Source organism: Sulfurospirillum tamanense (assembly GCF_016937535.1).
Classification (GTDB): domain Bacteria; phylum Campylobacterota; class Campylobacteria; order Campylobacterales; family Campylobacteraceae; genus Sulfurospirillum_B; species Sulfurospirillum_B tamanense.
This window is the reverse complement of the sequence record NZ_JAFHKK010000026.1, coordinates 26,405-33,530: the sequence shown is the minus strand read 5'-3', so window position 1 is coordinate 33,530 and position 7,126 is coordinate 26,405. Positions and strand designations below refer to the sequence as shown.

Here is a 7,126-nt window from a genome sequence, read left to right as displayed (position 1 = left end):
GAAAAGACTACTAAAGTCTCTTCTAAAGCTTACTCTGTAACTTTAAAACCTTATCTTCAAGCTCATCAAGCTTTTCATTGCAGATGTCATAGATGGTTTCGGCATCTATGTCGATGTAATGATGGGTTAAGATTTCTCTCGTTTTGATGATTTTGCTCCAGTAGATTTTATCTGCCACTTGGAGCAAAAAATCCCTCTCTTTTTTGTCTATATTTTTGAGAGCTTCGCCGATGGACTGAAGCCTCATAGATATGGCATCAAGTCGCATAAGTCCGTCATTGTCGGCTAAAAAATCATCACTGGAGTTGATGGGTGCAAATCTCTCTTTTATAAGCAGGATACTTTGGAGTACAAAATGGATAAGTTCAGAGATATTTGCCTTATCCATAGATGACCTCTTTTTGAATATTTGAGATAATGACAGGGTTATTGTTTTTATGCTTGTGGATGATGTCTATCTTTTTATGATACAGCTCTTCGAGATAGACCCATAGTCCCGCAAGGTTGTCAAAAGTTTTTCTTTTAAACTCTACATAAAAATCTATATCGCTCTCATCGGTTTGTTTATCTTTTGCATAGCTTCCAAAAAGACCGATTTTGCTTACCTCAAACTCTTTTTCAAGATAAGGTTTTTGTTTGGAGAGTGTTGTAAGTATCTCTTGTTTTGTCATTGAGAAGCTCCCTTGACTTTTGTACTATTATAGTGCAAAAGTCAAGTATTTAAAAATCTTGCCCAATAAACTCAAAAATATTACTATCGTGTTTGAGTGAAGTTTTCAGAATGAGGCAACCTCTAAGAATATGTTTTTGGAGGTTTTCCTCTAGCTCTTTTTTGGAGGTGATGGTGATTCCATCATAAGCCTCTACCATGTCCCAGTAAAGTTTTGTATGGTCGTCTGCCCCCTTGCCCTCTCCTGTCAACTGCTCTAGTCTGTACTCTTTCCCGTCAAAATTCTCTACATGTAAAGACTCAAACTCTCTTTGTAAAGAAAGCGAAATATTGAGCATAAACCGAAGCACAACCCACTTGGGCTCGTTTTCAAGATTTAACATTTTAGAAAGAGGCGAGATGAAGTTTTCTGTCTCTTGCGTTGTGCGTATCATGCTATCTCCTCCAGTTTTGACCCTACGAGTGTGCGCTGAATCTGATAGTGCTTATGCTGGAGATTTTGCGTCTTGACAAACTCATATTCACTATCGGTTAGCAAAAGCACAAGCACGTCAAACTCTAAATAACAGCCGCTTAAAAGCAAATCTTTATTTTTACTCGACAATCTTCCAAAAGGCGTATCCACCATCACAAAAGAGGCAAATTTTTTAAACTCTAAGATAGTCTTGATGATTAAAAAATTCAAAATCTGTTTTTGCCCTGCAGAAAGCAACTTGGTGTTTAGTATTTTTTTGCCATCAGAAACAACGATTTTGTGCTGTGCGTCTATGAAGATTTCTTCTATGTGTTCGTACTGTCTTAGAAAATTTGCCGTGTTTTGTTTAAGTTTTTTATTGAAAATATCTAGGTTTTTTTCTAGGTTTCTTGCATAAACCTTTGCGCTTGCGCTTGCTATTGCCTTCAGTTCCCTATAGCCTCTCATGCTAGAGTATTTGTCTTGGTCTACTTTAAAAGCCTGTGTAAGCGTCCTGTCTGTCTCTTTAATCTCATTAGCAAGTTCAAAAATAGTCGCTTCTAGGTCGACCATCTGTTCTTCAAGTGTATTAATTTTTGCCTCAAACCCTTCGCGTTGCAAGACAAGCCCACGGACAACTTCTTCTTCCATGAGCGAATTTTCGATTTCTTTAATCTGTCCCATGATTTCATTTTTGGCAAGCTGCAACTGCTTCATTTCTTCGGTAAGTGTTTTAAATGCATCTTTGTCTATCGAAAGCTCAATACCCTTACCATCTTTCACCATGAGCGACTTAAAGAGGTCTAAAAGCCTGTCTGTGTCGAGAGGACTTTGAGCCTGTGTTGCAAATTTTTCAAACTTGTTTGCAAAAAGGGATTCGTCTTCTATAGTGATAGCTTTTGCTTCTTTGTTTTTTAGTTTTGCATAAAGTGCTTCGTTGAGCAAGAGAGGCATTTGCCACAAAATAAGCTCTTTAAAAAAGGAGGATTTTTCATCTAGCTTTACTTGAATCGTCTCAAGCTGTTTGTGAAGCTCTTTTGTTTTTTTACTTTTGTTTTTTATCTTTGTATTGGTTTTTTGAAGTTCGTTTTTTAAAGTTTTCAACTCTTTTTCAACAAGCACAATCTCATCTTTCTTACATGTAAGGGTTTTTTGTGAAGACTCTTTTTTGTTCTCAAGGGCTAGCAACTCTTTGGTGTCAACATCGGTGCTATTTTCCAAAAGTCTTTTTGCCACTTCCAAAGAATCTTTTCGTGTATTCTCTAAAAGATCCAAATCAAACACATAATCAAAAATCGACTTCAACCTCGTACTTGAAAGCAAAAGAAGATTGTCTCCAACCTCTCCATCATAAAACAAAAAATCCACTAAAAAATTTGGAATTTTGTTTTGTAAAAAATGCTCCGCTTCGGCATCTTCAAGCTTCGACTCGTCTTCAAAAACTACAGAAAGGGATTCCTCTACTTTATTTTCAAATCTCCATGTTCTTTTGACGCTAAAACTATCAAAATTAAGCACCACTGCGCATTTTTTCTCTTCTGCATTGTTGTTTAGCACGGACTCAATCTCAATGGTCGATGTACCTAGGCATAGCTTAATGGCATTAAGCAACGACGTTTTTCCAAGCCCATTTGTTCCTATGACGCAAGTGATGGCATCAAAATATATAGTATTTGTTCCATAATAAGAAAACATATTTTGAACAACTAGACTAGTTAATCTCACGGTACTCGCCTTTATAAAAATCCATCACTCTTTTTTCTATCTCCCCTAACACTCCGTATCTGCTTGCGATGTTTTTTTTGTGGGTTTCGATTTCGTATATTCTTTCAAAAAGCTCTACATTAAAACCATCCTCACCCAAAGATTCCAGTTCATTTCTAAGGTCTGAACTCAGCACTTTACTTGTGAGTCGCCCAAACTTTTGGGCCACCCTATAGGCACTATTAGAAATGTCTCCATCGCCATCCCATTTTTTCTGGATTTGTTCTATCTCCACATCCCTGATAATCTCTATTTTTTCTTTTGGGTTATAGTCCGTTGCTTTTACTTTCATCAAATGGTAGTTTTTATTGACTTTTTGCTCTGTTTCTAAAAGTTTTTCCAAAAGCTCTTTTCTCACGCTCATCAAAAATGCACCCGATCCACTCGACCAATTCCTACGCCTTACGTATCTTTTACTTGGATCATTTCTGTATTCATAAAGTTTTTCTCTGTAGTGCCAAAGGGGAGCCATCCACTCTTCACCATTTTTAAGCATTCCTTCCATAGAGCGGTCTTTTTCCACGACTGTACAAACCCAGCAACCGAACCGAGTTTTTCCGCATGAAGGGGATTCAGGATTTAATGCGATATTGCAATCCCCCTCCCCACTTCCTTTATCATAGAGGCTCATCATATAAGAGTGGTCACCCCATGGAAATGGGTTTTTACTCAAATATGTCCAAACATCCTCATTTGACCAGTGCTTAATGGGCGACAAAACATAGGCGTTTGGAATAGAATCGTGAACAGAAAGCCCTCTATGGTTTAAAACACGACTATCGATAGAATTTGCTCTTGCCTGCGACTCATCCGAACGCACGCCAAGTAACATCAAAATAGACTGATGTTTCGTAACGAGGCGTTTTAAAAACTCTGTTGCGGGGTTAATCTTTAGTCGCTCCGTACACCAACGAAAAGAACTGGTCGGGGAAGGATAACCAAGCCCAAGCAAAAGCGTCCAAAAAGAATCCTCAACTTTTGGTTCAAGCTTATGGCACGAAAGTTTTAGTTTCGATTCTTCTGCAAATTGCGTAATTTGGTCTAGTCTTGTTTGTGTATATTTTTCAATAACGGGCATTTCCACTGTCGTATCAGAAGAGACAACATACACATGTTTAGTGTCTCTGCCTTCATCGTGGAGTTCTTGGAGCATCCGAATCACCAAATGCAATACTGTTGTAGAATCTTTTCCGCCCGAGTACGTCACTACCCAAGGCCGTGTGTCAGAAAAATACTGTTCTTTGAGTTTTTCAATGGCGTCTAGTGCTATTTGCATATTTTCAACTTCAGGTATGTGGGTTTGTGGCGGACAGAGAGGGATTCGAAAAAAAACTATGCTTTTCTATCTCATTTCAATCTCTATTTTTTGCCTATTACTTGTTCTATTTATCGGCCTTTCAATTGGCTTAAACTGTTGTTTGTTGTTTATTCTTTCATATTGAAATGATGAATTAAATATTATTGGTTCTATTATCATTTTGGTTATTTTACTTTTTACTTTTTGTGCTTCTGCAATTACTGTTTTACTGTATCTGTTAAAAATCCTGTTGTTTAAACTTGTATGTCTATTATTTGTCCATATACTACCATGTCTTATTCTTATATTATCTCCTGTCATATTGATAAAGTATGCTCTTTTCCAAAGTGGTTCATCCTTGTAAGCTATACACACTTTCACACCATTTGGACAATTAACCGCTTTTGCCATGCTTACTGCTATCAAAAATGCTATGAATATTTTCATTAATTTTCCTTCACTTAAGCAACTTCCCGTTACTCGCTTTTTCTTTGATTGTTTTTAATTTTTCTAAATGTCTTTCCACTTCTTCGATTTGCTCATCTAGTGCAAGACCCTGATTAATTAATCTTACAAGTTCTGGTTTTTCTTTTTCCCAATTGTTTAGTGTGTTTCTAGTTATATTTAACATTTCAGCTAGTTGCTGTCTTGTCATTTTACTTCCTTATTGCTAAATTATTGTGCATATTTACTTATTTTTAAGTTTTGTTTCGATACTATTTTTAGTATAAATGCACAATAGTTGTGCGTTACCTTTATCTTATAATAGTATAAATGTCAATTATACCAAACCCCCCCCTACATGTAAGGGAAAACTAAAAAAGGAGTGTCAAATGTCCGCTAACCCTCAAAATCAACTCGCCCAAGATTATCAAGAATACTGCGACTTGCTCAAAGACTATGAAAAAGCAATTTCAGACGTTAACAACTTTCATTTTTCTTCAAGTACAGGCAACTATACGCTCGATGAAAAAGAAGCATTTTTTAAATTACTAGCAAATCAAAGACGCGCTCATGAGGCTTTGTTAAATAACTTTTTAACGCGTGCTTAATCCTTGCCCTTAGCATGGCATTAAAAGGCTATTCGTCGGGGTTTGCGGACACTCTCCCCGACGTACAAGGTAAAGGGGTGTCCGATAACACAAAACTTTAAAAGGAGTGTTCAAGATGGAAGTTATTAAATCAGGTTTCGAAGTTTCTTACAACTTAGGAAGAGATTACATTGTAAAAAGTACAGGTGCGGGCGCTATGGAAGGTCGCAAATTTGGTTCTAGTGTAAAGGTTTCTACATATAACCTCTACGAAAAGCCAAATGAAAAAACGGAAGTTATGGATGAAGTCATGGAAGAAGTCATTTTTAAAATCCCTTGTGATAGCGATGCCGAAGCAGGTGCTTTGCTCGACCATTTTAAGCAATGTCGAAAAACTGGCCAAGCTATTAGTTTTAGTGGCTCTTTGCCTAATCAACGTGGAGAAGTTTCAGTCTTAAATACTGTTCGCGAAATTATGGGGCTTTCCAAAATCCCCGAAAAGCCAACAGAAAAGCCAAAAGCTTAACGGCTTCCCCTTGGTTCAAGGGGCTTTTAAAGCTCTTTTTGAGGATTTTAGAAGCTCTTTCTCTTGGGCTACATTTTACAAAGGAGGTACAAAAAATGGATATTTCAGGAGTACAGTTTAATACCACTGATGCTGTAGCGGTTGGTGGTTTGGTTCTTGTCGGAGTTGCTGTTATCTGGGGCGTTCGACGTGCTATTGGCATGGCTCGTTAATTTTAAGGGGCTTAATTGCCCCTTTTCAAAAGGTTTAAAATGGATTTTGTCATATATCAAAGTGTTTTTTTGGCGGTCTTTGGCTCTTTCGGTGTGTTTCTTGGTGTCTTATGGGGTATTGCCTACGCCCTAAAAATAGCAAGGAGCGCATAACATGGGTACAGTATTTTTGGTGTTAGTGGTGTCATTCTTGGTTTGGTTCATGTGGCCTTTTGCTAATTGCGCTTTTAATGCAAAGTGCCGTGAGGAACACTTAAAGCCCCTTATTTTAAGCTTTTGGCCTAAGCGCAAGGCGCGCCAAGAAGACACCCACTCTCTTGATTAAAAGCCTAAATATAAGCGTTTTAGCGATTATTAAAACGTTTTGCTAAAGGCTCTTTCTCTTAAAAAGAAAAATTTAAAAAATGCTCTTGCTCTTGCTTCCTACAAAAATGGGGGCATGTGAAAAGCCCACTAAAAAAACGGCTCTTTGTTTTTTTACGTGGATCAGCTTTTCATCATGTCGAGGGTCCCCGTCCATTTTTTTAGGAAGTTCGCCAAAGGCGAAAAGTTAGGGTTAAGTTCTCAAAACAAAAGAGCCTTAAGCAAATAGGTTTAAACAACTAGCAAAGGCTAGCAAGTAAAAAAGGAGTGTTTATGCGCAAGATGGTTGTTTTGTTCTTTTTGTGCGCCTCCACCTTGATGGCTGATTATCTTTTAACGCATACTAACGGTACTCTTTGCCTTTCTTATTACAACAATAATCATTACAGCACATTTTACGGCCAACGTTCCGACGGCGTAAATATCTCTGCTCCACATAGTTATATTTTATCTGTTGAAGATGGCTATAAATACGAGAATGGAGAGTGTGTACAAACGTGGTCGTCTGAACTTGGTATCGCCCAAGAGGATTTTAATTTTCTAATCGCTCTTATTGCTTGTTTTACTGGCTTTGTTACTTTGTTCTTTATGTCTTACCTAGCTTTGGAGGTTGGAAAAAAATGATTATCCTAGAATTTACAAACAGTGCAGTTTTTAACGCTATGTACAGTCTTTTTATAAACCTAGCCGTTATTATTGTCCCTCTTTTTGGTGCTTTGGCACTAGCGAGAAATTAACATGCTTTTTGTCTGCTACCTAGAATTCCAAACCCTCCAAGCCTTTCAAGCTCCTGCTATTGTATGGGGGCA

General features: G+C 37.6%; 12 protein-coding genes. 5 read left to right on the top strand and 7 right to left on the bottom strand.

The features are described 5' to 3' along the window. Nucleotides 1–22: 22 nt before the first annotated feature. The 7 genes from JWV37_RS10400 to JWV37_RS10370 all read right to left on the bottom strand — a co-directional run bounded on the left by JWV37_RS10400 (nt 23) and on the right by JWV37_RS10370 (nt 4,840). Nucleotides 23–388, bottom strand: a complete 366-nt coding sequence (locus JWV37_RS10400) for a HepT-like ribonuclease domain-containing protein (protein ID WP_205459736.1) — start codon at nt 386–388, stop codon at nt 23–25. Next, the gene (locus tag JWV37_RS10395; RefSeq protein WP_205459735.1) at nt 381–671 is read right to left on the bottom strand and encodes a nucleotidyltransferase family protein; all 291 of its coding nucleotides are present in this window, start codon (nt 669–671) and stop codon (nt 381–383) included. The genes JWV37_RS10400 and JWV37_RS10395 overlap by 8 nt, the downstream gene beginning before the upstream one ends. A gap of 49 nt (nt 672–720) precedes the next feature. Beyond that, entirely contained in the window at nt 721–1,104 is a 384-nt protein-coding gene (locus JWV37_RS10390) for a DndE family protein (RefSeq protein ID WP_205459734.1), read from the bottom strand. After that, a complete protein-coding gene (locus JWV37_RS10385) occupies nt 1,101–2,849 on the bottom strand; it encodes an AAA family ATPase (protein WP_205459733.1) in 1,749 nt (582 codons plus the stop codon). Before JWV37_RS10385 ends, JWV37_RS10390 begins: the two co-directional genes overlap by 4 nt. After that, a complete protein-coding gene (gene dndC, locus JWV37_RS10380) occupies nt 2,836–4,164 on the bottom strand; it encodes a DNA phosphorothioation system sulfurtransferase DndC (RefSeq protein WP_205459732.1) in 1,329 nt (442 codons plus the stop codon). The genes JWV37_RS10385 and dndC overlap by 14 nt, the downstream gene beginning before the upstream one ends. A 66-nt stretch (nt 4,165–4,230) precedes the next feature. Continuing rightward, nucleotides 4,231–4,632, bottom strand: a complete 402-nt coding sequence (locus JWV37_RS10375; protein WP_205459731.1) for a hypothetical protein — start codon at nt 4,630–4,632, stop codon at nt 4,231–4,233. A gap of 10 nt (nt 4,633–4,642) precedes the next feature. Next, a complete protein-coding gene (locus JWV37_RS10370) occupies nt 4,643–4,840 on the bottom strand; it encodes a helix-turn-helix domain-containing protein (protein ID WP_205459730.1) in 198 nt (65 codons plus the stop codon). A 178-nt stretch (nt 4,841–5,018) separates the two neighbouring features. On the opposite strand from JWV37_RS10370, the gene JWV37_RS10365 reads away from it, so the two are divergent. The 5 genes from JWV37_RS10365 (at nt 5,019) to JWV37_RS10345 (ending at nt 6,941) form a co-directional block, all read left to right on the top strand. Then, the gene (locus tag JWV37_RS10365) at nt 5,019–5,237 is read left to right on the top strand and encodes a hypothetical protein (protein WP_205459729.1); all 219 of its coding nucleotides are present in this window, start codon (nt 5,019–5,021) and stop codon (nt 5,235–5,237) included. 115 nt (nt 5,238–5,352) lie between these two features. Continuing rightward, entirely contained in the window at nt 5,353–5,742 is a 390-nt protein-coding gene (locus JWV37_RS10360) for a hypothetical protein (RefSeq protein ID WP_205459728.1), read from the top strand. Between the two features lie 38 nt (nt 5,743–5,780). Beyond that, on the top strand, nt 5,781–5,954 hold the full coding sequence (locus tag JWV37_RS10355) for a hypothetical protein (RefSeq protein ID WP_205459727.1): 174 nt from the start codon (nt 5,781–5,783) through the stop codon (nt 5,952–5,954). Nucleotides 5,955–6,108: 154 nt separating this feature from the next. Continuing rightward, the gene (locus tag JWV37_RS10350; protein WP_205459726.1) at nt 6,109–6,279 is read left to right on the top strand and encodes a hypothetical protein; all 171 of its coding nucleotides are present in this window, start codon (nt 6,109–6,111) and stop codon (nt 6,277–6,279) included. Between the two features lie 311 nt (nt 6,280–6,590). Continuing rightward, nucleotides 6,591–6,941, top strand: a complete 351-nt coding sequence (locus JWV37_RS10345; RefSeq protein ID WP_205459725.1) for a hypothetical protein — start codon at nt 6,591–6,593, stop codon at nt 6,939–6,941. Nucleotides 6,942–7,126: the final 185 nt, after the last annotated feature.

Excerpts from the sequence above, each read along its gene's own strand:
- JWV37_RS10345 (WP_205459725.1), top strand. The coding sequence starts at position 6,591 with ATGCGCAAGATGGTTGTTTTGTTCTTTTTGTGCGCCTCCACCTTGATG.
- dndC (WP_205459732.1), bottom strand. The coding sequence starts at position 4,164 with ATGCAAATAGCACTAGACGCCATTGAAAAACTCAAAGAACAGTATTTT.
- JWV37_RS10370 (WP_205459730.1), bottom strand. The coding sequence starts at position 4,840 with ATGACAAGACAGCAACTAGCTGAAATGTTAAATATAACTAGAAACACA.
- JWV37_RS10400 (WP_205459736.1), bottom strand. The coding sequence starts at position 388 with ATGGATAAGGCAAATATCTCTGAACTTATCCATTTTGTACTCCAAAGT.
- JWV37_RS10395 (WP_205459735.1), bottom strand. The coding sequence starts at position 671 with ATGACAAAACAAGAGATACTTACAACACTCTCCAAACAAAAACCTTAT.
- JWV37_RS10360 (WP_205459728.1), top strand. The coding sequence starts at position 5,353 with ATGGAAGTTATTAAATCAGGTTTCGAAGTTTCTTACAACTTAGGAAGA.
- JWV37_RS10390 (WP_205459734.1), bottom strand. The coding sequence starts at position 1,104 with ATGATACGCACAACGCAAGAGACAGAAAACTTCATCTCGCCTCTTTCT.
- JWV37_RS10365 (WP_205459729.1), top strand. The coding sequence starts at position 5,019 with ATGTCCGCTAACCCTCAAAATCAACTCGCCCAAGATTATCAAGAATAC.
- JWV37_RS10375 (WP_205459731.1), bottom strand. The coding sequence starts at position 4,632 with ATGAAAATATTCATAGCATTTTTGATAGCAGTAAGCATGGCAAAAGCG.
- JWV37_RS10350 (WP_205459726.1), top strand. The coding sequence starts at position 6,109 with ATGGGTACAGTATTTTTGGTGTTAGTGGTGTCATTCTTGGTTTGGTTC.